Here is a 21,507-nt window from a genome sequence, read left to right as displayed (position 1 = left end):
TCCTATTCGAGGGGCGGCAGGTACGGCAGGTCGTCTATCCTCCGATTCAGGTGGGCCCGGATTCGGTCCTGCCCGCAATCTTGAGGAGGTGGGTCCGGTTCCCGGTACCGACGCAGGGACCGACAACGGCCAGGCGGAGCAGCCCGAGGGCCTGGGCACGAGCGTGGGCATGTCCGCGGAGACGACCGGCGAGCGCAGCGCGCGCTTCGAGCGGGACGCGCTCGAATTCCTCGACCAGATGTACTCGGCCGCGCTGCGTATGACGCGCAACCCGGCCGACGCGGAGGACCTGGTGCAGGAGACGTACGCCAAGGCGTACGCGTCCTTCCACCAGTTCCGCGAGGGCACCAACCTCAAGGCGTGGCTGTACCGGATCCTCACCAACACCTTCATCAACTCGTACCGCAAGAAGCAGCGCGAACCCCAGCGCTCCGCGGCCGAGGAGATCGAGGACTGGCAGCTCGCCCGCGCCGAGTCGCACATGTCGACGGGCTTGCGCTCCGCGGAGTCGCAGGCGCTCGACCACCTGCCCGACTCGGACGTGAAGGAAGCGCTCCAGGCCATCCCCGAGGAGTTCCGCATCGCCGTGTATCTGGCCGACGTCGAGGGCTTTGCGTACAAGGAGATCGCGGACATCATGGGGACACCCATCGGTACGGTGATGTCCCGGCTGCACCGGGGCCGCCGTCAACTGCGCGGCATGCTCGAGGACTACGCCCGTGAGCGCGGGCTGGTCCCGGCCGGCGCCGGAGAGTCGAACGAAGCGAAAGGCTCGGGCTCATGAGCTGCGGAGAGCCGCACGAGACGGACTGCTCCGAGGTACTCGACCACCTCTACGAGTTCCTCGACAGTGAGATGCCGGACGTCGACCGCGCCAAGTTCAAGCAGCACTTCCAGGAGTGCTCGCCGTGCCTGGAGAAGTACGGCCTCGAAGAGGCCGTGAAGAAGCTGGTCAAGCGGTGCTGCGGACATGACGACGTGCCCACCGACCTGCGCGCCAAGGTCCTCGGCCGGCTTGAGCTGATCCGCTCCGGCCAGACCGTGCCCGAGCACGACGTCACGGCCGCGCCACAGGAATCCTGAACCCACGGCCGTCACTCGAACGTGCTAATCCGCCGGTCATAGGACCGCGAACCTCCCCCTGGCCGCCTTAGGCTCCCGTGCTTGAAGCGCGTGGCCGGGGAGGGGCGTATGAAGGCGACACCCACAGGGGCACGTGTCTACGTCGGCTGTGTCGTCCTCGGCGCCCTGTACTGCCTGTACGCGCCTTCGGCGACGAGCGTCCCCTGGTGGGCGGTGGCCCTGCTGGCCACGCTCCACGCAGGGGGCGAGCGGCTGTCCGGCCCGTTCTATCCGGTGCTCCTCGCCGGAGCCTTCCTGCTGTCACCGTGCGCTGCCGCGCTGGTCGCGGTGCCGGGGGCGCTGTGCGCACCGGTCGGCGGGCGCCCGCGCCTGCTGCGGCGGGTGTGGCGGGCGGCGCAGCTCGTGGTCGCGGTGTGGGCGGCCGCCCGGGTGCACTGGGCGCTCGGCGAGCACGACGCCCTGGTGGCGTCCGACTTCCCGCACGCGCTCGCGCCCGCCGGCGCCGCGGTGCTGGCGTTCTGCCTGGTCCTGACCGTGCTCGACGGTGGGATCCGGGCGCTCGCGGAGAGGATGCCGGTACGGCGCGCATGGCGGGGGCTCTTCCTCCGGTCGCTCGCGCCGATCGCCGTGCACGGGCTGGCCGGACTGATGATGGCCGTCCTGTGGCGCAGCCCCTACGGTCCCGTCGCCGCGCTGCTCGTGCTGCTGCCGATGTGCGTGTCGTGGTGGGCGTTCGCCCAGTACCACCAGGAACGCGCCGCCCACCAGGCGACCATCCGGGCGCTCGTCCAGGCCGTCGACATCAAGGACGGCTACACCCGCGGCCACAGTGAGCGGGTCGGGCGGGCCTCGATGATGATCGCCCGTGAGCTCGGCCTGGCCGACGAGCGCGTCGAGGTGCTCCGCTTCGCCGGGATCCTGCACGACGTCGGCAAGCTGGGCGTGCCGACCCGGCTGCTGCGCAAGAACGGGCCGCTGACGCCCGAGGAGCGGCGAGTCATCGAGCTGCACCCCGAGTACGGGCACGAGATGGTGCGCGGGATCTCCTTCCTCGGCGAGGCCCGGGCCGCCGTACTGCATCACCACGAGCGGCTGGACGGGAGCGGGTACCCCTATGGGCTGAGCGGAAGTCAGATCCCGGAGTCGGCCCGGGTGGTGGCGGTCGCGGACGCGTTCGACGCGATGACCTCGACCCGGTCCTACTCGCGGGCCCGTCCGGTGTCCGTCGCGCTGCGGGAGCTTCAGAAGTGCGCCGGCTCGCAGTTCGACCCCCGGATGGTCACGGCCCTCGCCCGAGCCGTCGACCAGCACGGCTGGCATCCCGCCGTCACCGCCGACGAGGCCACCGCGCCCGCTTCCCGCCCGGCGGTCGCCGGTGCCCCCGGAGCCCAACGATGAGCGCCCCGAGGCCCAGCCCCCTGTTGAGCCTCGTCCACGCCTGCGCCGCCCTTCTCGCCGCGGGCTCTCTGCTCGGCAGCATGTCCGGCGGCCTCGTCGAGCGGGGCACGGCCATCGCCTTCGGCGCCCTGATCACCCTGGGCGAGCTCACCCGCTGGACCGGCGCCGAGGGCAGGGAGGCCGCACCGCTCGGGGCCGCCGCCGCGCTGTCGTACGCCCTGCTGGGGGAGCTGGGCGGACGGCCCACCGGGCACGGTGTCGCGCAGGTCGTCGCCGTCGTCCTCGCCGCCTCGCTCCTCGGCAGCGTGCCGCACATCGCGCGAGGGCGCCCCGTCCTCGACCATCTCGCCCGGCGCGTGCTCACCGTCGGTTTCGCCGCCGTCTGCTTCCAACCCCTGTTCAATCAGGGCACATTCCGCGGCTGGGGCACTTCCTACGCCCTGCTGCTGCTCGCGATCCTCGCCCTCACCACCCTGTGCGACGCCATGCTCGCCGCGGCCCTGGCACACTCGCGCACCCGATGGCCCTACGGGCCGCTGCTGCGGGACGAGCTGCGGGCGACCCTCGGGATCGGGTCGGCCGTCTGCGCCACCGGCGCCGTGATGGCGCTCGCGGTCGCCGTGGTCGGGCTGTGGGCCCTGCCCGTGTTCTCGCTGCCCCTGCTGCTCACCCAGATGTCCTTCCGCCGGTACGCCGCCGTGCGGACCACCTATCGGCAGACCATCGCCTCCCTCGCCCGGGCCACCGAGATCGCCGGGTACACCCCGACCGGACATGCCCGGCGGGTGGCCGCGCTCAGCCGGGAGGTCGGGCGGGACCTGGGCCTGTCCGAGGCCGAGCTCACCGTGCTGGAGTACGCGGCCCTCATGCACGACATCGGACAGCTCAGCCTCGTCGATCCGGTGCCGGACGGGGCCACCTCCGTGCTGCCCGTCGAGGAACAGCGGCGGATCGCGCTGCTCGGCGGCGCCGTCGTACGGCAGACCGGGGTGAGTCCGCAGGTCGCGATGGTCGTGGAGCGGCTCGCCGACCCCTGTCCGGAGCAGCCGGTCGCCGCGCGGATCGTGCGGGCGGTGAACGCCTACGAGGAGAAGGCGCGCGACGGCGGGCCAGGCGGGCCGCTGGCGGCGCTGGAGGAGCTGCGACTGGGCACCGCCGGGGAGTATGCGCCGGAAGTGGTGGGGTCGCTCGCACGGGTGCTGTCCAGAGACCGTCTTACAGCGCCCGTGGTTGGGTAACCCATGGGTAATGAGCGCCCTTCCAGCCGTACGTGGTTGGATGCGAATGAGAGTGTGTCCGGGGGCGAGCACTAGCCAGCCCACTCCACGGAACTGGCAGGCGGGAATCGTGAGGATCTTCGGCAAGGGACGGCACCGGCCCTCCGCCTCCTGGCGGCAGGCCACCGACCGGGCGTTCACGCTCATCGGCGACGGCCGGTATGAGGACGCGGGCGCGCTGCTGACGCGGGCCGCCGATCTGGAGCCCTGGCTTTCGGAGTCCTGGTTCAACCTCGCGCTGCTGCACAAGTTCCGGCACGACTGGGAACAGGCCCGGGCGGCCGGACTGCGTGCCGTGGCGCTGCTTGACCGGGAGACCGGGGCGCCCGACTGGTGGAACGTCGGCATCGCGGCCACCGCGCTGCAGGACTGGCCGCTGGCCAGGCGGGCCTGGCAGGCGTACGGGCTGCGGGTGCCCGGCGGGGCGACCGAGTCCGGTGAGCCGGTCGGCATGGACCTGGGCAGCGCGGCCGTACGGCTGTCCCCGGAGGGGGAGGCCGAGGTCGTGTGGGGGCGGCGGCTGGACCCCGCCCGTATCGAGGTGCTGTCGATTCCGCTGCCGTCGTCCGGGCGGCGCTGGGGCGAGGTCGCACTGCACGACGGGGTGCCCCACGGTGAGCGGACCACGTCCGCCGGGCACGCCTACCCCGTCTTCGACGAGATCGAGCTGTGGGCGCCCTCGCCGGTGCCCACCTGGGTGGTCCTCCTGGAGGCCGCCACCGAGGCCGACCGGGACGCCCTGGAGCAGCTCGCCGCGGACGCCGGGTTCGCCGCGGAGGACTGGTCCTCGTCCGTACGGCTGCTGTGCCGGATGTGCTCCGAATCACGGATGCCGTCCGACGAGGGCGACGGGGAGCACCTGGACCCGCACGACCACAGTGAGCCGGGGCACCCCGGGCCGCTGGGGCACCGGACCGACGGGCAGCTGTGGGTGCCGGAGCGCGAGTGTGGCGTCGCCGCGCCCGCGGCGCTGGTGCGGGGGCTGCTGGACGGATGGGTCGCGGACAGCCCGGATTCCAGGGACTGGCGGGATCTCGAAGAGGTCTGCTGAGCGTTCGCCGTACCCTGTATCAGCGTCACACCCCCTTTTCTTCTTTTGGTTGTGCAGGAAGGCATACGTCGGTCATGGCCCAGCAGGACACCGAGCAGCAGCACGCGGGCGTGCTCCCCGTGGACGACGAGGGTTTCGTCGTCGACACCGAGGACACGGAGGAGCGCGAGAACGCCTGGCGTGAGCGCGGCAACTCGCGGCCGATCACCGTCGTGGGGAACCCGGTCCTGCACCGGGAGTGCAAGGACGTCACCGAGTTCGGCGCCGAGCTGGACCAGCTGGTCGCGGACATGTTCGCCTCGCAGCGCACCGCCGAGGGCGTGGGCCTGGCCGCCAACCAGATCGGCGTCGACCTGAAGGTCTTCGTCTACGACTGCCAGGACGACCAGGGCGAACGGCATGTCGGCGTCGTCTGCAACCCGAAGCTGGTCGAGCTGCCCGCCGAGCGGCGCCGGCTGGACGACAGCAACGAGGGCTGCCTCTCCGTGCCGACCGCGTACGCGCCGCTCGCCCGCCCCGACTACGCCGAGCTGACCGGGCAGGACGAGAAGGGCAACCCGATCAAGGTGCGCGGCACCGGGTACTTCGCCCGCTGCCTGCAGCACGAGACCGACCACCTGTACGGCTATCTCTACATCGACCGTCTCTCCAAGCGCGAGCGCAAGGACGCGCTGCGGCAGATGGCCGAGAACGAGCCCCGCTACCCCGTGGTCGCCAACGACTGAGCCGGCTACGCGGCGGTCGGCCCCTGGAACGTCCTGCGGTAGGCGTTCGGGGTCGTGCCCAGCGCGCGTACGAACTGGTGGCGCAGCGCCGCCGCGGTGCCGAAGCCCGTTCGGCCCGCGATCGCGTCCACCGTCTCGTCCGTCGCCTCCAGCAACTTCTGCGCCAGCAGCACCCGTTGGCGCAGGATCCAGCGGTAGGGAGTCGTGCCGGTCTCCTGCTGGAAGCGGCGGGCGAAGGTGCGCGGGGACATCAGCGCACGCTCGGCGAGCTGCTCGACGGTGACCTCCTCGTCGAGGTGCCGCTCCATCCACGCCAGCACCTCGCCGACCGTGTCGCACTGGGAGCGGGGCAGCGGGCGCTCGATGTACTGGGCCTGCCCGCCGTCCCGGTGCGGCGGCACCACCATGCGCCGGGCGATGGCGTTGGCGACCTCCACGCCATGCTCCTTGCGCACAAGATGCAGACAGGCGTCGATCCCGGCCGCCGTGCCCGCCGAGGTGATCACCGGGTCCTCGTCCACGTACAGCACATCGGGTTCGATCACCGCGCGCGGGTGGCGCCGGGCGAGTTCGGCGGCCTGCCGCCAGTGCACCGCGCAGCGCCTGCCGTCCAGCAGCCCGGCCGCGCCGAGCACGAAGACGCCGGAACAGACGCTGAGCACCCGGGCACCCCGGTCCACGGCCCGGACCAGGGCGTCGAGCAGCGCGGGCGGATACTCCCGGCCGATGTAGTCGCTGCCCGCGGGCACGGCGATCAGATCGGCCTCGTCGAGCCGGTCGAGACCGTACGCCGTGGAGACCGTGAAGCCGGGGACATGGGTGGCCAGAGCCGGCCCTTCCGCCGAGGCGACCGCGAAGTCGTACACCGGAAGTCCCTGGTCACTGCGGTCGAGTCCGAAGACCTCGCAGACGACGCCGAGTTCGAAGGGATGCACGCCGTCGAGCAGCGCTACGGCCACGTTCTTCAGCATGCCGCCAGTGTGCCACGGCTCTGGCAGTAATTCGATGGTATGCGGCAGTCCTGCCACTGTCAGGAGTGTTCTCCGGAAACGAGACTTACCGCATGAACGCATTCCTCGAATACGTCGCGGTCTTCCTGCTCTTCTCCCTCCTCGCGGGTCCGGCGCTCGTGGGAGCGGTCCTCGAGCGCCGGATCGACCGCCAGTTGAAGCAGGCGGAGACTCAGAAGTCCTCGTCCAGGTCCACGGTGCCCTCCACCGCCACCTGGTACGCCGACGGACGCCGCTCGAAGAAGTTGGTGAGTTCCTGAACGCCCTGGAGCTCCATGAAGGAGAAGGGGTTCTCGGAGCCGTACACCGGAGCGAAGCCGAGGCGCGTCAGGCGCTGATCGGCGACACACTCCAGGTACTGCCGCATCGAGTCGGTGTTCATGCCCGGGAGGCCGTCACCGCACAGGTCGCGCGCGAACTGCAGCTCGGCCTCGACGGCCTCCCTCAGCATGTCGGTGACCTGCTGCTCAAGCTGGTCGTCGAAGAGCTCCGGCTCCTCCTTGCGGACGGTGTCGACCACGTCGAAGGCGAAGCTCATGTGCATCGTCTCGTCGCGGAACACCCAGTTGGTGCCGGTGGCGAGGCCGTGCAGCAGGCCCCGGCTGCGGAACCAGTAGACGTACGCGAAGGCACCGTAGAAGAACAGGCCCTCGATGCATGCGGCGAAGCAGATCAGGTTGAGCAGGAAGCGACGGCGGTCGGCCTTGGTCTGCAGGCTGTCCAGCTTCTCGACCTCGTTGATCCACCTGAAGCAGAACTCGGCCTTCTCGCGGATGGACGGGATGTTCTCGACGGCGTCGAAGGCCGCCGCCCTGTCCTCCGGGTCGGGCAGGTAGGTGTCGAGCAGCGTCAAGTAGAACTGGACGTGCACGGCCTCCTCGAAGAGCTGGCGCGACAGGTACAGGCGCGCCTCCGGGGAGTTGATGTGCTTGTACAGCGTCAGCACCAGGTTGTTCGCGACGATCGAGTCGCCCGTCGCGAAGAACGCGACCAGCCGGCCGATCATGTGCTGCTCACCCTCGGACAGCTTCGCCAGGTCGGCGACGTCCGAGTGGAGGTCGACCTCCTCGACGGTCCAGGTGTTCTTGATGGCGTCCCGGTAGCGCTCGTAGAAGTCCGGGTAGCGCATGGGGCGGAGAGTCAGCTCGAAGCCAGGGTCGAGGAGATTGGCGTTACGGGTGGTCATTACTGGCAGGCCTCGCAGGACTCGGGGTTTTCCAGGGAGCAGGCGACGGCGTCGGGCTCGGCGACCTGCTGGACGGGGATGGTCTTCTCGGGCTGGGCGGCCTGGGCCTGGGCGGCGCGGGCGATGCGGGTCGCCGGGCGCGAGCGCAGGTAGTACGTCGTCTTCAGGCCCTGCTTCCAGGCGTACGCGTACATCGAGGAGAGCTTGCCGATGGTCGGCGTCTCCAGGAAGAGGTTCAGGGACTGGGACTGGTCCAGGAACGGCGTCCGGTCGGCGGCCATGTCGATCAGGCCGCGCTGCGGGATCTCCCACGCCGTGCGGTACAGGGCCCGTACGTCCGCCGGGATCCAGGCGAACTCCTGCACCGAGCCGTTCGAGTCGCGCAGCGCCTCACGGGTGCGGGCGTCCCAGACGCCGAGCTCCTTGAGGTCGTTGACCAGGTAGGAGTTGACCTGGAGGAACTCGCCGGAGAGCGTCTCGCGCTTGAACAGGTTGGAGACCTGCGGCTCGATGCACTCGTAGACGCCGGCGATGGACGCGATGGTGGCGGTGGGGGCGATGGCGAGCAGGAGGGAGTTGCGCATGCCGGTCGTGGCGATACGGCTGCGCAGGGCCGCCCAGCGCTCCGGCCAGGTCAGCTCGACGCCGTAGTGGTCGGGGTGCAGGACACCCTTGGCGGTACGGGTCTTCTCCCAGGCCGGTAGCGGGCCGCTCCGCTCGGCGAGGTCGGCGGAGGCTTCGTACGCGGCGAGCATGATGCGCTCGGCGATACGGGTGGAGAGCGCCTTGGCCTCCGGCGAGTCGAAGGGGAGGCGCAGCTTGAAGAAGACGTCCTGGAGGCCCATCGCGCCCAGGCCCACCGGCCGCCACTTGGCGTTCGAACGGCCCGCCTGCTCGGTCGGGTAGAAGTTGATGTCGACGACGCGGTCGAGGAACGTGACGGCCGTGTGGACGGTGGCGTCCAGCCGCTCCCAGTCGATGTCGCCGGTCGTCGTGTCGACGAACGCGCCGAGGTTGACGGACCCCAGGTTGCAGACGGCCGTCTCCCCGTCGTCGGTGACCTCCAGGATCTCCGTGCAGAGGTTGGAGGAGTGGACGACATGGCCCGGCAGGGCGGTCTGGTTGGCGGTGCGGTTGGCGGCGTCCTTGAAGGTCATCCAGCCGTTGCCGGTCTGCGCGAGGGTGCGCATCATGCGGCCGTAGAGGTCGCGGGCGGGGATGGTCTTCTTGGCGAGCCCCGCGGCCTCCGCCTTGCGGTAGGCGGCGTCGAACTCCTCGCCCCACAGGTCGACCAGCTCGGGCACGTCGGCGGGGGAGAAGAGGCTCCACGGCTCGTCGGCGTTGACCCGGCGCATGAACTCGTCCGGGATCCAGTGCGCGAGGTTCAGGTTGTGCGTACGGCGGGCGTCCTCACCGGTGTTGTCGCGCAGCTCCAGGAACTCCTCGATGTCGGAGTGCCAGGTCTCCAGGTAGACCGCGGCGGCACCCTTGCGCCGGCCGCCCTGGTTCACGGCGGCGACGGAGGCGTCGAGCGTCTTCAGGAACGGGACGATGCCGTTGGAGTGGCCGTTGGTGCCGCGGATCAGCGAACCGCGGCTGCGGATGCGGGAGTACGCGATGCCGATGCCGCCGGCGTGCTTCGAGAGGCGGGCGACCTGGTGGTAGCGGTCGTAGATGGAGTCCAGCTCGTCGAGCGGGGAGTCGAGGAGGTAGCAGGACGACATCTGGGGGTGGCGGGTGCCGGAGTTGAAGAGTGTGGGGGAGGAGGGGAGGTAGTCAAGGCGGCTCATGAGCCCGTAGAGCGCGGCGACTTCGTCCAGTGCGCGGGTGGTGTCGTCCTCGGCGAGACCGGCGGCGACGCGCAGCATGAAGTGCTGGGGCGTCTCGATGACCTTGCGGGTGATGGGGTGCCGGAGCAGATAGCGGCTGTGCAGGGTGCGCAGGCCGAAGTAGCCGAAGCGGTCGTCGGCGCCGGTGTCGATGAGCGCGTCGAGACGGGCCGCGTGGATCCGCGCGAAGTCGGCGGTCCGGTCGGCGATGAGGCCCTCGCGGTGCCCGACCGCGACCGACTCGGTGAAGGACGTGACGCCCTGCGAGGCGGCCTCGGCGGCGATGGAGACGGTCAGCAGCCGGGCGGCGAGCCTGCTGTAGGCGGGGTCCTCGGAAATGAGACCGGCCGCCGCCTCGGTGGCCAGCTCGCGCAGCTCCGAGTCGTCCGCGCGGGCGGACCGGCCGCGCAGCGCGGCGGCGGCGACCCGGCCGGGGTCGGCGTCGGGGAGGTCGGCGGTCAGCTCGGTGAGGGTCCGCAGCAGTGCGGTTCCCGGACCGTCGATGTCCTGGATCGCTGAGGCCGGTTCGGCTGGCGCGATGGTCACGTGGGGCTCTCCCTCGCTCGGCACGGGGCCTTGCGGAGGGCAGGGGGCAGCTCACGAGCGCACGGGGCGTCGCGTCCACCAGCCCATTCCACGAGGCCCGGACGTCATGGCACCCGGACCGGGTGGTCGGGTGCGCTGTCGGCAGGTCCTCGGACTGAACCAGGCGTGCAAAAGCACGCATGTACACCGTTGCGGGACAGTTCCGGATTCGCACCGGATTCCCCTGCGGCGACAGCGAGGACGAGCATACATCTTGTGCTCGCCTGCCACGCCACCCCCAGATGTTGTGTCGCGGTGGTTTCAGAGCGTCAACTCGTAGGTGAGAAGAGTGATGTCGTCGAGGTGCGGAATCGGGTTCCAGTCCCGCGCGGGTGTGCGGACGAAGCCCAGACGTTCGTAGATGCGGTGGGCGCCGTGCATGGTGCGCTGGGTCGACAGGACGATCCGTACGCAGCCCTCCGCGGTCCGTGCGCGGTCGACGCAGGCACGCACGAGGGCCTCGCCTGCGCCGCGGCCGCGAGCCGAGCGATCGATGGCGAGCATCCGGATCTCCGCCTCTCCGGGACGGGCGATGTCGGCCATCGGCCCGCCGTCCGGCACGAAGGTCACGCCGCCCAGCAGCCGGCCGTCCTCGACAGCCACCAGCACCTCCGCGGCGGCCGCACGCTTGGCCACGTCCTTGAGCTCACCGAGGTATTCATCACTCTCGCCGAAGTCGAGCAGGCCGTCCTGGAGATAGGCCTGGGCGGTGATCTCGCCGAGCGCCTCGTACTCGCCGGGATCCGCCTGCCGGATCACGATGTCCATACGGCCGAGTCTGCCGGACCGGTACGGCGGCGGCCTCGGGTTTTCGCCGAGAGCCGCCGGGTTGCGGGGAGTTCCCGGAGTGCTTCCATGGAGGTAGGTGTCGGCGCCCGCGGTCCTCCGTTTCGAGAGCCTTGTTCGGAAGGAGACCCACGATGACGAGGGTCGTCCGTCACCCGCCCGGCAAGGAGCGGCCTCGCGACGCGCCGATGGCGACACTGGCTCCGAGACGGGCAGGCAGCTGGGCCAAGCGTGGATTCGTGGGCCACTGGCACAGGCTGACGATCCGTCTGGAGGCCCGCCGCGGCGCCACCCGCCCCAAGAAATGGCGCCGATGGCTCTCCTACACCAACGTCACCCGGGCCATCTGGGTGGTCGCCGCGCTCGCGCTGCTCGCCTGGGCCGTGCAGGGCCTGTACATCGTGATCACGAGTTCCACGACCGGCTTCGAGCAGTGGCGGCAGGACAGCAAGGGGTTCGACGCCGTCATGCGCTTCGTCGGCCCGGTGCTCGCGGCGTCGATCGCCGCCACGCTCTTTCTGTTCTGGTGGTACCGGTGGACCAAGCGGCGCTATCTCGCGAAGGCACAGGACGACCCCTACCGACTGGTGCTCACCGCCGGCCCGGACGCCGCCGAGATCGTGGGCCGGGAGGAGATCGCCCAGGTCATCGCCGAACGGCTGCGGGAGCGCGACACACGCAGGCCCTATCTGCTGGTCGGCGGCGTCGGCGTGGGCAAAACCGCCGTCCTGGTACGGCTCACCGAACTGCTGGCCGAGCAGAACGCCGTGCCCGTGCCGATCCGGTTGCGGGACGCGACCGGTGACCTGAACTTCGAACGCATGGCCAGTCAGCGCTTCGCCGACGAGGCACCCCGAGGCATCCTCGCGCGCGGCAAGACCGAGCGGGTCTGGCAGCAACTGCTCGCCGACGACAAGCCGGTCGTCATCGCCGACGGACTGGAGGAGGCTCTGCTCGGCGACGGCCTCCAGCAGAACCGGGACAACATCATCCGGCGGGCCATCGAGCGCGCGCACGAGGAGAAGCTGCCCCTCGTCATCGCCTCCCGGCCGCACAGCCCGCTGGAGAGCACCCCGGCCGCGATCGTGGAGCTGGAACCACTCAGCGAGGAGGAGGCCCTGCGCTTCGTCCAAGCGCGTGTCCCGGAGACGGACGAGCGCCGCGTGGACTGGATCGTGGAGACGGCGGAGGTGACCGAGTCACCCGTCTATCTGCAGATAGCCCGCGAACTGCACCGCCACGGAGCCCTGGAGCACGATCGGCCGGAAGACGACCCGCAGCACATGAGCACCCGCAGCCGTGACCGCGGCACGCTGCGGCTCTGGCTCCTGGAGACCTGGGACGAGGCCCTGTGCGAGGGCCGGCTGCGCCCGGACGTCGCGCTGACCCGGCAGGAGCGCCGCGACACCCTCGAAGTGGTCTCCGCGCTGGCCTGTGTAGGACTGCTGCAGGACAAGCTGGAGGTCGGCTTCGGGGAACTGCTCGACACGGACGTCCATCCCGGTCCGGTGCGGCGGGCGCGGGCCCGGGCCGAGCACCTGTGGAGCAGCGGACGCGGCTTCGACCGGTACGGCAGGCGAGGCAACGTCTTCTCCGAGTGGCACCGGCAACAGATCTGGGACGTGCTCTGCGGGCGGCTCGGCCATGAGGAGACGAGGCGGCTGCGCCGGGCGAACATGGACCAGTGCCGTGCCGCCCTCGCCCGGATCGCGCGCAACGCGGACAAGCTCGGACTGGTGGAGGGCTTCGAACGGAGGGTCCGTTTCCCGCACAGCATCATCCAGGCCTACTTCGGCTACCGCGTCCTGAACCACCTGGGCGAGCGGGGTACCGGAGAACTCGTCGAACAGGCGCTGCAGCCGCCCGGCCCCAGCCGCGAACTGCTCATGGCCCTGGTGCTGTTGTCGCGTCGGCAGGCGGCGATGCTCAGGGCCCCGAAGGACGGTGTCCGGGCCGAGGTGAAGACGGAGATCGACGAGCTGCTCCGCCGGTCACCCGTGCGCGGGCACACCCTGGCCCACCGGCTCTGCACGGCCGCGCGCCGCCGTACCGACGACCCCAAGGCCGTCGATCTCTACGCGGCGGCCGTGGAGATCGAGAGCGCGGAGGTGGCGCCGAGGCTGCTGGACGACATCCTTGACGAAGTGTGCAAGAGGTGGCCCGGTTTCAAGGGGGACCGGCGCACCCTCGACGACGCCAAACTGAGGCTGCTGAGGCAACTCGGAGCCGCACTGCGGAGCGTCTCCACCAGGATCGACACCACTCCGCTCTACGAGCGCCTCGTCGAGATCGGCGTGAAGGAACCCTCCTACTCCATACGCCTGGCGGCGGCCCAGGAGTTCGGCACCGGCGGCAACGCGGCGTTCGCCGTCATCCGCGGGCGCATCGGGCTGAACACCGACCCCGTGGAGGAGTACAACGGCAGGCTCGGCGAGTTGAAGGCATGGAAGCGGCAGGAGTACGAGCGCTGGGCCGAGCGCATGGACCGGGCGAGGGCCGACGGCGCGCCCTCACGGGCCAAAACCGAGCGCATCGGCCGACTGCAGCAGGACCGGCGCAGACTCAACCAGGACTACCGGACGAAACGGGTCGCTCTCTTCCGGGAGTTCGTGATGCGGGCCTGGATGCTCCCCATGCTGCTGGGATCGGTCGACGAGGCACACCGTGACGAGGCCCGGGAGCGCCTCACCAAGTGGCTGCGCCACCTCGACCCGGATGCCACCGACGGCGCCCCCGACCTGCCGCTCGCCCTCGAGGCCGCGCTGGCCCAGGGCTTCAAGTACGCGGCCAACCGCCGCAAACGGCATACGCACGCCTACCCGAGCGGTCGCGCCGACCTGATCCGGCAGGCCGAGACCGTGCTGCAGCAGTCCCGGTGCTGGTATGCGCAGCTCATCCTGCTCCAGGCGCTGTGCCTGTGGGAGCTCCCCGACAGCGTGGCCGTCCATGAGCGGGACGCGCACGCGCTGTCCGGCAAGGACGGTCCCGACGGAGCGCGTGAGCCGTCCCGGGCGATGGGCGGGACGACCGCCATACAGACCGTGGAGCGGTGGCTGTCGATGGCCGGCACGGTGAACAGAGCGCCCGGGCATTCCGGGGGGAACGGCGACACGCCCCGGCGCCTCCTGCATCCGTTCGTCGCCGAAGCGGGAGACCTGGTGGCCCTCGCGCTGGAGACCGGACAGCCGGAGCGGTTCCTCTGGATCGACGAGAAGGGCGTCGCCGACAACATCGGCGCCCGCGCCGGCAACCCCGAGGGATACCGCAAGCACCACCTGTGGATTCCGCCCTCGGTCGGCTGGAGCACCCTCGACGCGCGTGCCCAGCGTCTGGTCGCCGACGTGCTGGTGATGCTCAACCTCATAGATCGGGACGGGCATCCGGACGAGGTCGAGGAGCGGATGGCCCGCGTGGAGCAGCCGGGGATGACACTCCCGCCGTGCATCCGCAGCGACCGCGGCCCGCTGCGGCCGTACCTGCGGGCCGGCATCTCGGACCCGCCCGCACCGGGCTCGACCTGTCTGCCCGACTGCAAGTTCCAGCTCTGCCCGTACCCGCCCCGGGGCTGTGTTCCTCGGGGGGAGATCCGGGAGCCGTTCTGCCGCCAGCAGCAGGCACTGTTGCCGGGACGCGTGCGCCGCCACCTTCCCAGGGGCCTGCGCAGGAAGACACCGCACTGGGTCAGCATGCGCGTGAAGGAACTCGACAGCTTCTGGCAGCAGATGGCCGGGCGTACGCGCAGTTAGCGGTACGCCCGGCCGTCAGGCAGATGAAGCAGGTGAACTAGTGTGCCGCCACCGGAAGTTCCGTCTTGACTCCGGGATCACCCGCGTCCGCCGTGTAGTCCTCCGGCTTCGTCTCGTCGATGCCGTCCGGGGCCTTCGCCGCCTTCAGGACGAAGGTGAGGACGACCGTCACCACCACGTTGAGCACGAACGCCGTCAGACCGATGTAGCCGATCTCGCCGATGCCCGGGATCTCCTTCGCCGAGCCGCCGAAGTGCTCCTGGGTCGGGGAGGCGACGCCGTACGCGGCGAGGGTGCCGTAGACCATGCCGACCGCCCAGCCGGCCAGCAGGGCCCAGCGGTGGAACCAGCGGGTGAACAGACCGCCGACCAGGGACGGGAAGGTCTGCAGGATCCAGATGCCGCCCAGCAGCTGGAAGTTGATGGCGACCGTCTTGTCCATGGTGAGGACGAAGACCAGGGCGCCCACCTTCACCAGCAGGGACACGATCTTGGAGACCTTGGTCTCCTGCGCGGGCGTGGCGTCCGGCTTGATGAAGTCCTTGTAGATGTTGCGGGTGAAGAGGTTCGCGGCCGCGATCGACATGATCGCCGCCGGCACCAGCGCGCCGATGCCGATCGCCGCGAAGGCCACGCCCGCGAACCAGGACGGGAACATGTTCTCGAACAGCTGTGGAATCGCCAGCTGGCCGTTCTGCACCTTGATCCCGGCCGCGATCGCCATGAAGCCCAGCAGGGCCAGCAGGCCCAGCATCAGGGAGTACAGCGGCAGGATCGTGGTGTTGCGGCGGATCACCTCACGGCTGCGGGAGGACAGCGTCGCGGTGATCGAGTGCGGGTACATGAAGAGCGCGAGCGCGGAGCCCAGCGCCAGCGTGGCGTACGTCCACTGCCCCGCGTCACCCGGGGCCAGCGCACCGCGCGGCGCGCCCGTCGCCGGGTTGGTCTGCGCGAAGGCGTCGCCCGCCTTGGCGAAGATCTCGTCGAAGCCGCCGAGCTTGATCGGGATGTAGATGATCGCCACCGCGATGACGATGTAGATCAGCGTGTCCTTCACGAACGCGATCAGCGCGGGGGCCCGCAGACCCGAGGAGTAGGTGTACGCGGCCAGCACACCGAAGGCGATGAGCAGCGGCAGGTCCTTGATGAACCAGTTCGTGTTCTCGCCGCCGCCGACGCCCATCACGTCAAGGACGGCCTGGATGCCGACGAGCTGGAGCGCGATGTACGGCATCGTCGCCAGGATGCCGGTGACGGCCACGGCGAGCGACAGCCCCTTGGAGCCGAAGCGCCCGCGCACGAAGTCCGAGGTCGTCACATAGCCGTGCTTGTGGGACACCGACCAGAGGCGGGGCAGGAACGTGAAGACCAGCGGGTACACCAGGATCGTGTACGGCACCGCGAAGAAGCCGGCCGCGCCCGCCGCGTAGATCGCCGCGGGTACGGCGACGAAGGTGTACGCCGTGTACAGGTCGCCGCCGAGCAGGAACCAGGTGACCCAGGTACCGAACGACCGGCCGCCCAGGCCCCATTCGTCGAGGCTGTGCTCGTTCTCGGCCTTGCGCCAGCGCGCGGCCAGGAAGCCCATGACCGTGACGGCCAGGAAGAAGATGATGAAGACGGCGAGCGCCACGCCGTTCACGTCGTTCTTCATTCCGACGCACCGCCCTTCTGGGAAGCACGGGCGCGCTGGTCACGCTGCCACAGCTTGTACGCGGTCATCGTCAGCAGCGTGGAGATGAGGACCCACAGCATCTGGTACCAGTAGAAGAACGGGATGCCGGCCAACGTCGGATCGGTCTTGGCGTACGAACCGACCCACAGCATCGCCACGAAGGGCGCGCCGAGGCAGAGCGCGATGACGACCCGTACAGGCGTCACCACCGGCCCTCTGTTCACTTCTGGGGCATCTGACATCTGACGGCTCCGTCCCCTCGCTGATCACCTGAGAAACGCGCACGCAATGTAGGTGACGGTGCAACTACAGCGGAAGTCCCTGTCCGCATATCGGATGTGGAGGATTGGTGTGCACGGCGGCTGTACGGCGGCGGCGCGCTCAGCAGCAGCGGAACCCCTGGCGCGGGTCGGCCTCCTGACGGTCCGTCCGCATCCGCTCGAAGTCCCGCCGGGAGGGCACCCTCGCGTCGGGGTGCTCATGCCGGATGTGGGCGACATAGCGGTCGTACGCCGACTCGTCGGTCAACTCCCGCACATACCAGCGCACGCTACCGAGTATCCGCCGAAGCGACCGCACGGCGTTCCTCCTCCTTCTCGTCCTTGGTCGGGAACAGCCCGGCCGGAGCGACGATCCTGGACTCGACGTACGGCGTCTCGCTGAGCGTGGACAGGGCCGGGCGGCGGATGTGCCGGATGCAGACGCGGGCCGCGTCGGCGATCACGACGACGATCAGGATCGCGAGGACCGCCGCGAGGACGCCGTCCACCGTGGAGTTGGTGACCACGGTGTGCATGTCGTCCATGGTCTTGGCGGGCGGCAGCACCTCGCCGCGGTCGATGGCGTCCTGGAAGACCTGACGCTGCTTGAAGAAGCCGACCTTCGGGTCGCTGGAGAACACCTTCTGCCAGCTGGCGGTCAGCGTCACCGTGGCGTCCCAGGCCAGCGGAACACCGGTGATCCAGGCCCACTTGAGGCGCCCCGACTTCACCAGCAGGGTGGTGCAGACGGCGAGGGCGACCGCCGCGAGCAGTTGGTTCGAGATGCCGAAGATCGGGAACAGCTGGTTGATGCCGCCGAGGGGCTCGTGGACGCCCACCCACAGGAAGTAACCCCACAGACCGCACACGATCGCGCTGGTGATGGCCAGGCCGGGCTTCCAGCTGACGTTCCTGAAGGGGCGGTGGATGTTGCCCAGGATGTCCTGGAGCATGAACCGGCCCACGCGCGTGCCGGCGTCCAGCGCGGTCAGGATGAACAGCGCCTCGAACATGATCGCGAAGTGATACCAGAAGGCGCGCAGGCCGCCGCCGGTGACCTGCGAGAAGATCTCCGAGACACCGATGGCGAGGGTGGGCGCGCCGCCGGTACGGGAGAGCAGGGACGCCTCCTCGACGTTCTCCGCCGCGCGGGCGAGCGCCTCGGGGGAGATCTGGTACCCCCAACTGCCCACGACCTGCGAGGCGTTCTGCACGGTGTCGCCGATGACCCCGGAGGGCGCGTTCATCGCGAAGTACAGGCCCGGGTCGATGATGCTCGCCGCGACCAGCGCCATCACGGCGACCGACGACTCCATCAGCATGGAGCCGTAGCCGATCATCCGGACCTGCGTCTCCTTCTGGATCATCTTCGGCGTCGTACCGGACGAGATGAGCGCGTGGAAGCCGGACAGGGCGCCGCAGGCGATGGTGATGAAGACGAAGGGGAACAGCGATCCCGCGAAGACCGGGCCGTCGCCGCGGGAGGCGAAGTCCGTCACCGGGTCCATCTTCAGCGTCGGCAGCGCGACCACCACACCGAGGGCGAGCAGGAAGATCGTGCCGATCTTCATGAAGGTCGACAGGTAGTCGCGCGGCGCCAGCAGCATCCACACCGGCAGGATCGAGGCGATGAAGCCGTACGCCACCATCCAGATGACCAGCGTCGAGGGCGCGAGGGTGAAGGTGCCGGCCCACGAGGACTCGGCGACCCAGCGCCCCGCGACCAGGGCGAGCAGCAGCAGGGCCACTCCGATGACGGAGACCTCGCTGACCCGGCCGGGGCGCAGGACCCGCAGGTAGAAGCCCATCAGCAGGGCGATCGGGATCGTCATCGCGATGGAGAAGGTGCCCCAGGGGGACTGCGCGAGGGCGTTGACGATCACCAGGGCCAGCACACCGAGCAGGATGATCATGATGACGAAGGTGGCCAGCAGCGCGGCCGCGCCGCCGAACGGGCCGATCTCCTCGCGCGCCATCTGGCCCAGCGAGCGCCCGTCCCGGCGGGTGGAGAAGAACAGCACCACCATGTCCTGGACCGCGCCCGCGAAGATGACGCCGGCGATGATCCAGATCGTGCCCGGCAGATACCCCATCTGCGCGGCCAGCACGGGCCCCACCAGAGGGCCGGCGCCGGCTATCGCCGCGAAGTGGTGGCCCAGCAGGACACGGCGGTCGGTGGGGTGGAAGTCGATCCCGTTGTTGAGGCGTTCGGCCGGGGTGGCCCTGGTCCGGTCGACCTTCAGGACCTTGTACGCGATGAACTTGGCGTAGAAGCGGTAGGCGATGGCGTACGAGCCGAGCGCGGCCGCGACCATCCAGGCGGCCGAGACCTCCTCGCCCCGGGACAGCGCGAGTACGGTCCACCCCGCGGCTCCGACGAGCGCGACGAGGCTCCAGATGACGACGGTTCGGGGGTTCGCGGTACGCACCGGGTGGTCCTCCCGTCCATGCGGCGACGGGAGGAACGTAGAACAAGCGCGGCAGTTGCGCTACACCGCGAGCAGTACTCCGAAGCGCCCTACTCCTGCGGCCTCTTCAGCCTGGCCACGAACTTGTAGCGGTCCCCGCGGTAGACCGACCGCACCCACTCCACCGGCTGCCCGTCCCGGTCCAGTGAGTGCCGGGACAGCATCAGCATGGGAAGGCCCACGTCGGTGCCGAGCAGGCCGGCCTCGCGCGGGGTGGCCAGCGAGGTCTCGATGGTCTCCTCGGCCTCGGCGAGATGGACGTCGTAGACCTCGGCGAGCGCGGTGTAGAGGGAGGTGTACTTCACCAGGCTGCGCCGCAGCGCCGGGAAGCGCTTCGCGCTCAGGTGGGTCGTCTCGATCGCCATCGGCTCGCCGTTGGCCATGCGCAGCCGCTCGATGCGCAGCACCCGGCCGCCGGCCGTGATGTCGAGCAGATCGGCGAGTCGGTCGTCGGCGGTGATGTAGCCGATGTCGAGGAGCTGCGAGGTCGGCTCCAGGCCCTGCGCGCGCATGTCCTCGGTGTACGAGGTGAGTTGGAGCGCCTGCGAGACCTTCGGCTTGGCGACGAACGTGCCCTTGCCCTGGATCCGCTCCAGCCGCCCCTCGACGACCAACTCCTGGAGCGCCTGACGCACGGTCGTGCGGGAGGTGTCGAACTCGGCCGCCAGCGTGCGCTCGGGCGGTACCGGGGTGCCCGGTGCCTGGGTCTCCGTCATGTCCAGGAGGTGCTTCTTCAGGCGGTAGTACTTGGGCACGCGGGCGGTACGGACGGCGGCGCCGTTCTCGTTCTCCGCACTGCTGACGTCGGTGCTCATGCTTCGCCTTCCCGGCTCCGGATGCGGGGTCACATCGTGATCCCTTCTGTATACCGTCGCCACCACTTTTGGTCTAGTCCATAGGGCCAAGTGGTCTAGCGGACGAGAGTACTCCGGTGTCGGTGTTTTCGCTGGCTTCTTACTTAAAGGTTCCTTCATATGTAGGTCGCATAACGGCTGGTCAGGGCCTTCCCGAGACCCTTGACAGGGCTTTTGGTCTGGTCCAAGCTCCCCCTACTGGTCTACACCATTGGTCCAGGTCCCGGCCCAACGCTCGTGCGGGGAGGCAGGGGGGTTTGTGGCATCCCTGAGGAGGGTGGCGTGAAGCGCAAGCTGATATCCGCGATCGGTGTCGCGGGCATGATGATCTCCCTGGCGGCGTGCGGGGGCGACAACGGCGACGGCGGGGACAAGGCGGGAGCGGACGGCTACGCGGGCGAGACGCTCACGGTGTGGGTGATGGACGGATCCTCCCCGGACCAGTGGCAGAAGGACGTCCAGGCCGCCTTCGAGAAGAAGACCAAGGCCAAGGTCAAGTTCGAGATCCAGCAGTGGAACGGCATCCAGCAGAAGCTGACCACCGCCCTGTCGGAGGAGAACCCGCCGGACGTCTTCGAGATCGGCAACACCCAGACCCCGGCCTACGCCAAGACCGGCGGCCTCGCCGACCTCGCCGACCTCAAGACCGAGATCGGCGCGGACTGGACCGAGTCGCTCAACGAGTCCTCCGTCTTCGACGGCAAGCAGTACGCCGCCCCGTGGTACTTCGCCAACCGCGTCGTCCTCTACAACAAGAAGATCTGGGCCGACGCCGGCATCAAGGACACCCCCAGGACCCGCGACGAGTTCTACGCCGACCTCAAGCAGATCGGCGAGAAGACCGATGCCGAGCCGATCTACCTGCCGGGCCAGAACTGGTACCACTTCGTCGGTCTGACCATCGGTGAGGGCGCCGAGCTGGTGAAGAAGGACGGCGACAAGTACGTCTCCAACCTCGCCGACCCGAAGGTCGCCGCCGCCATGGAGACGTACAAGAAGTTCCAGGCCCTGTCCAAGGCCCCCAAGGACAAGGACGAGGCCACTCCGCAGCAGGCCGAGGTCTTCGCCAAGGGCAACGTCGGCGCCTTCATCGGCATGGGCTGGGAGGCCGGTACGGCCGTCGCGGCCAACAAGAAGATCGAGAAGGAGATCGGCTACTTCACCATCCCGGGTGCCACGGCCGACAAGCCCGAGGGTGTCTTCCTCGGCGGCTCCAACCTCGCGGTCGCCGCGGGCAGCAAGAAGCAGGAGCTGGCCAAGGAGTTCCTGAAGATCGCCCTGTCCGACAAGTACGAGGGCGAGCTGGCCAAGCTCAACGGCGTGATCCCGAACAAGGAAGCCCTGCAGTCCAACCTCAAGGGCAACGTCGTCGCCGAGGCCGCCGCGCCGGCCGCCGCGGGCGGTGGCACCACGCCGCTGATCCCCGAGTGGGCGGCCGTGGAGAACGCGCCCAACCCGGTCAAGACGTACATGACCGCCGTGCTGAACGGTAAGTCGCCGGCCGAGGCGGCCAAGCAGGTCGAGGACGAGTTCAACAAGCGTCTGGCCCAGCAGCAGTAGAGGCGCCGGTGTTC

Annotated in this window: 17 protein-coding genes and 1 riboswitch; of the genes, 8 read left to right on the top strand and 9 right to left on the bottom strand. The window is 69.6% G+C overall.

Features of this window, described 5'->3' with window-relative positions:
• The first annotated feature begins 88 nt into the window (after window positions 1-88).
• The 6 genes from sigR to def all read left to right on the top strand — a co-directional run bounded on the left by sigR (window position 89) and on the right by def (window position 5,534).
• Window positions 89-784, top strand: a complete 696-nt coding sequence (gene sigR / locus ACZ7NC_RS10990) for an RNA polymerase sigma factor SigR (protein WP_471486917.1) — start codon at window positions 89-91, stop codon at window positions 782-784.
• Window positions 781-1,083 carry a mycothiol system anti-sigma-R factor gene (rsrA, locus tag ACZ7NC_RS10985; protein ID WP_471486915.1) on the top strand — a complete coding sequence of 101 codons (303 nt, stop codon included), beginning with the start codon at window positions 781-783 and terminating at the stop codon, window positions 1,081-1,083. Before sigR ends, rsrA begins: the two co-directional genes overlap by 4 nt.
• A 108-nt stretch (window positions 1,084-1,191) precedes the next feature.
• The gene (locus ACZ7NC_RS10980; protein ID WP_471486913.1) at window positions 1,192-2,481 is read left to right on the top strand and encodes an HD-GYP domain-containing protein; all 1,290 of its coding nucleotides are present in this window, start codon (window positions 1,192-1,194) and stop codon (window positions 2,479-2,481) included.
• Window positions 2,478-3,719 carry an HD-GYP domain-containing protein gene (locus ACZ7NC_RS10975; protein WP_471486911.1) on the top strand — a complete coding sequence of 414 codons (1,242 nt, stop codon included), beginning with the start codon at window positions 2,478-2,480 and terminating at the stop codon, window positions 3,717-3,719. The genes ACZ7NC_RS10980 and ACZ7NC_RS10975 overlap by 4 nt, the downstream gene beginning before the upstream one ends.
• Before the next feature lie 109 nt (window positions 3,720-3,828).
• Entirely contained in the window at window positions 3,829-4,809 is a 981-nt protein-coding gene (locus ACZ7NC_RS10970; RefSeq protein ID WP_471486910.1) for a tetratricopeptide repeat protein, read from the top strand.
• 74 nt (window positions 4,810-4,883) lie between these two features.
• Complete coding sequence (gene def, locus ACZ7NC_RS10965; RefSeq protein ID WP_471486908.1) at window positions 4,884-5,534, top strand: peptide deformylase; 651 nt, start codon at window positions 4,884-4,886, stop codon at window positions 5,532-5,534.
• 5 nt (window positions 5,535-5,539) lie between these two features.
• Here def and ACZ7NC_RS10960 read toward each other — a convergent pair whose 3' ends face one another.
• The 4 genes from ACZ7NC_RS10960 to ACZ7NC_RS10945 form a co-directional block, all read right to left on the bottom strand.
• Window positions 5,540-6,505, bottom strand: coding sequence for a GlxA family transcriptional regulator (locus ACZ7NC_RS10960; protein WP_471486907.1), 966 nt, complete (start codon window positions 6,503-6,505; stop codon window positions 5,540-5,542).
• A gap of 211 nt (window positions 6,506-6,716) precedes the next feature.
• Entirely contained in the window at window positions 6,717-7,730 is a 1,014-nt protein-coding gene (locus ACZ7NC_RS10955) for a ribonucleotide-diphosphate reductase subunit beta (protein WP_471486906.1), read from the bottom strand.
• Window positions 7,730-10,105 (bottom strand): ribonucleoside-diphosphate reductase subunit alpha, encoded by a 2,376-nt coding sequence (locus tag ACZ7NC_RS10950; RefSeq protein ID WP_471486904.1) that lies wholly within the window; start codon window positions 10,103-10,105, stop codon window positions 7,730-7,732. Before ACZ7NC_RS10950 ends, ACZ7NC_RS10955 begins: the two co-directional genes overlap by 1 nt.
• A 123-nt stretch (window positions 10,106-10,228) precedes the next feature.
• Window positions 10,229-10,353, bottom strand: a riboswitch (cobalamin riboswitch).
• 52 nt (window positions 10,354-10,405) lie between these two features.
• Window positions 10,406-10,912: a GNAT family N-acetyltransferase gene (locus tag ACZ7NC_RS10945; protein ID WP_471486902.1), complete on the bottom strand. Its 507-nt coding sequence runs from the start codon at window positions 10,910-10,912 to the stop codon at window positions 10,406-10,408.
• 152 nt (window positions 10,913-11,064) lie between these two features.
• On the opposite strand from ACZ7NC_RS10945, the gene ACZ7NC_RS10940 reads away from it, so the two are divergent.
• Complete coding sequence (locus ACZ7NC_RS10940) at window positions 11,065-14,676, top strand: NACHT domain-containing protein (RefSeq protein ID WP_471486901.1); 3,612 nt, start codon at window positions 11,065-11,067, stop codon at window positions 14,674-14,676.
• 37 nt (window positions 14,677-14,713) lie between these two features.
• Here the strand turns inward: ACZ7NC_RS10940 and mctP are convergent, their stop codons facing one another.
• From mctP to ACZ7NC_RS10915, 5 genes are all read right to left on the bottom strand, one after another.
• Entirely contained in the window at window positions 14,714-16,330 is a 1,617-nt protein-coding gene (gene mctP / locus ACZ7NC_RS10935) for a monocarboxylate uptake permease MctP (protein WP_471486899.1), read from the bottom strand.
• The gene (locus ACZ7NC_RS10930) at window positions 16,327-16,593 is read right to left on the bottom strand and encodes a DUF3311 domain-containing protein (protein ID WP_471486898.1); all 267 of its coding nucleotides are present in this window, start codon (window positions 16,591-16,593) and stop codon (window positions 16,327-16,329) included. Before ACZ7NC_RS10930 ends, mctP begins: the two co-directional genes overlap by 4 nt.
• A gap of 139 nt (window positions 16,594-16,732) precedes the next feature.
• Window positions 16,733-16,930: a YbdD/YjiX family protein gene (locus tag ACZ7NC_RS10925; RefSeq protein ID WP_471486897.1), complete on the bottom strand. Its 198-nt coding sequence runs from the start codon at window positions 16,928-16,930 to the stop codon at window positions 16,733-16,735.
• The gene (locus ACZ7NC_RS10920; RefSeq protein ID WP_471486896.1) at window positions 16,902-19,040 is read right to left on the bottom strand and encodes a carbon starvation CstA family protein; all 2,139 of its coding nucleotides are present in this window, start codon (window positions 19,038-19,040) and stop codon (window positions 16,902-16,904) included. Before ACZ7NC_RS10920 ends, ACZ7NC_RS10925 begins: the two co-directional genes overlap by 29 nt.
• 89 nt (window positions 19,041-19,129) lie before the next feature.
• The gene (locus ACZ7NC_RS10915; protein ID WP_471486894.1) at window positions 19,130-19,894 is read right to left on the bottom strand and encodes a GntR family transcriptional regulator; all 765 of its coding nucleotides are present in this window, start codon (window positions 19,892-19,894) and stop codon (window positions 19,130-19,132) included.
• A 321-nt stretch (window positions 19,895-20,215) separates the two neighbouring features.
• Here ACZ7NC_RS10915 and ACZ7NC_RS10910 point away from each other — a divergent pair, with 321 nt between their 5' ends.
• Entirely contained in the window at window positions 20,216-21,493 is a 1,278-nt protein-coding gene (locus ACZ7NC_RS10910; RefSeq protein ID WP_471486893.1) for an extracellular solute-binding protein, read from the top strand.
• The last annotated feature ends 14 nt before the right edge of the window (window positions 21,494-21,507 follow it).

Source organism: Streptomyces sp. NPDC111802, assembly GCF_055634335.1.
This window is presented reverse-complemented; position numbering and strand designations above follow the sequence as displayed.

Excerpts from the sequence above, each read along its gene's own strand:
- mctP (WP_471486899.1), bottom strand. The coding sequence starts at position 16,330 with ATGAAGAACGACGTGAACGGCGTGGCGCTCGCCGTCTTCATCATCTTC.
- ACZ7NC_RS10975 (WP_471486911.1), top strand. The coding sequence starts at position 2,478 with ATGAGCGCCCCGAGGCCCAGCCCCCTGTTGAGCCTCGTCCACGCCTGC.
- ACZ7NC_RS10915 (WP_471486894.1), bottom strand. The coding sequence starts at position 19,894 with ATGAGCACCGACGTCAGCAGTGCGGAGAACGAGAACGGCGCCGCCGTC.
- def (WP_471486908.1), top strand. The coding sequence starts at position 4,884 with ATGGCCCAGCAGGACACCGAGCAGCAGCACGCGGGCGTGCTCCCCGTG.
- ACZ7NC_RS10960 (WP_471486907.1), bottom strand. The coding sequence starts at position 6,505 with ATGCTGAAGAACGTGGCCGTAGCGCTGCTCGACGGCGTGCATCCCTTC.
- ACZ7NC_RS10955 (WP_471486906.1), bottom strand. The coding sequence starts at position 7,730 with ATGACCACCCGTAACGCCAATCTCCTCGACCCTGGCTTCGAGCTGACT.
- ACZ7NC_RS10980 (WP_471486913.1), top strand. The coding sequence starts at position 1,192 with ATGAAGGCGACACCCACAGGGGCACGTGTCTACGTCGGCTGTGTCGTC.
- ACZ7NC_RS10940 (WP_471486901.1), top strand. The coding sequence starts at position 11,065 with ATGACGAGGGTCGTCCGTCACCCGCCCGGCAAGGAGCGGCCTCGCGAC.
- rsrA (WP_471486915.1), top strand. The coding sequence starts at position 781 with ATGAGCTGCGGAGAGCCGCACGAGACGGACTGCTCCGAGGTACTCGAC.
- ACZ7NC_RS10945 (WP_471486902.1), bottom strand. The coding sequence starts at position 10,912 with ATGGACATCGTGATCCGGCAGGCGGATCCCGGCGAGTACGAGGCGCTC.
- ACZ7NC_RS10930 (WP_471486898.1), bottom strand. The coding sequence starts at position 16,593 with ATGTCAGATGCCCCAGAAGTGAACAGAGGGCCGGTGGTGACGCCTGTA.